Source organism: Chitinimonas sp. BJB300, from assembly GCF_002735695.1.
GTDB lineage: Bacteria > Pseudomonadota > Gammaproteobacteria > Burkholderiales > Chitinimonadaceae > Chitinimonas.
The window spans coordinates 1-917 of record NZ_PDZH01000328.1 but is presented as its reverse complement, the minus strand read 5'-3'; the positions used below and the strand labels follow the sequence as shown (position 1 = coordinate 917).

The window sequence follows — 917 nt, the reverse complement described above, 5'->3', positions numbered from 1 at the left end:
TCGACCGCTCACCGCTGTCGGGCGAGATGTTTGTGTTTTTCAATAAATCGCGCGACAAGGTCAAGCTACTGTGGTTTGACCGCCATGGTTTCTGGATGGCATACAAGCGACTGGAGCGCGGTCGGTTCAAGCTGCCCGTACCTGCCGACGCGATGGATTGGACCGATTTGCTGTTGATCCTGGAAGGCATCGACCCTAAGACGCGACGCTTTAAAGCTGTCGCTGCAGGACGTGTGGCATAACGGCGAACCTGTACACGTCAAGGTTGCCGGAACCAGGGCGATGCATGGGTTACCGGTATAATAGGCGGCATGACGCTGACCGAAGAGCTGGCTCACGCGCGCGTCGAGATCGACGTGCTCAAGGCCAATAATGAACACCTCCAATTCCAGTTGGAGCAGCTCAAGCGTCTCATTTACGGCCATCGTGCCGAGCGCATCGACACCCTGGCCGGTGCGATGACATTGCCGTTGTTCGATCAGTTGGCGTCAACGCCTGCCGCTGCGCCGGATGTGACGACTATCCCGCATCATGTCCGGCAGAAGCCCACGCGCAAGCCCATCCCCGACCATCTGCCGCGCGAGATCGTCACACTTGATTTAACCCAGGCCGAGAAAGCCTGTCCCTGCTGTGGGGGTGAGCGGCACCACATCGGCGATGCCGTCAGCGAAAAGCTCGACTATGTGCCGGCACAATTGAGCGTACTGCAATACCGCCGGCCCAAATACGCCTGTTCTGCCTGTGAAGGCCAGATCACCGTCGCACCCTTGCCGCTGCAGCCCATTGAACAGGGCATGGCCGCACCCGGGCTGCTAGCTCACATCATCGTCAGCAAATGGGCAGACCATCTGCCGCTCAACCGCCAAGCCGGTATGCTCAAGCGTCATGGCATTGAACTCTCGCCCAATACCCTGGGT

Annotated in this window: 2 protein-coding genes; both read left to right on the top strand. The window is 59.0% G+C overall.

The features are described 5' to 3' along the window. A partial coding sequence (gene tnpB, locus CSQ89_RS21680; RefSeq protein ID WP_139023179.1) for an IS66 family insertion sequence element accessory protein TnpB occupies positions 1–242 on the top strand: 242 nt, incomplete at its 5' end. A 69-nt stretch (positions 243–311) separates the two neighbouring features. Further along, positions 312–917, top strand: a 606-nt coding sequence (locus CSQ89_RS21675) for an IS66 family transposase zinc-finger binding domain-containing protein (protein ID WP_139023180.1), incomplete at its 3' end; no start/stop codon positions are given.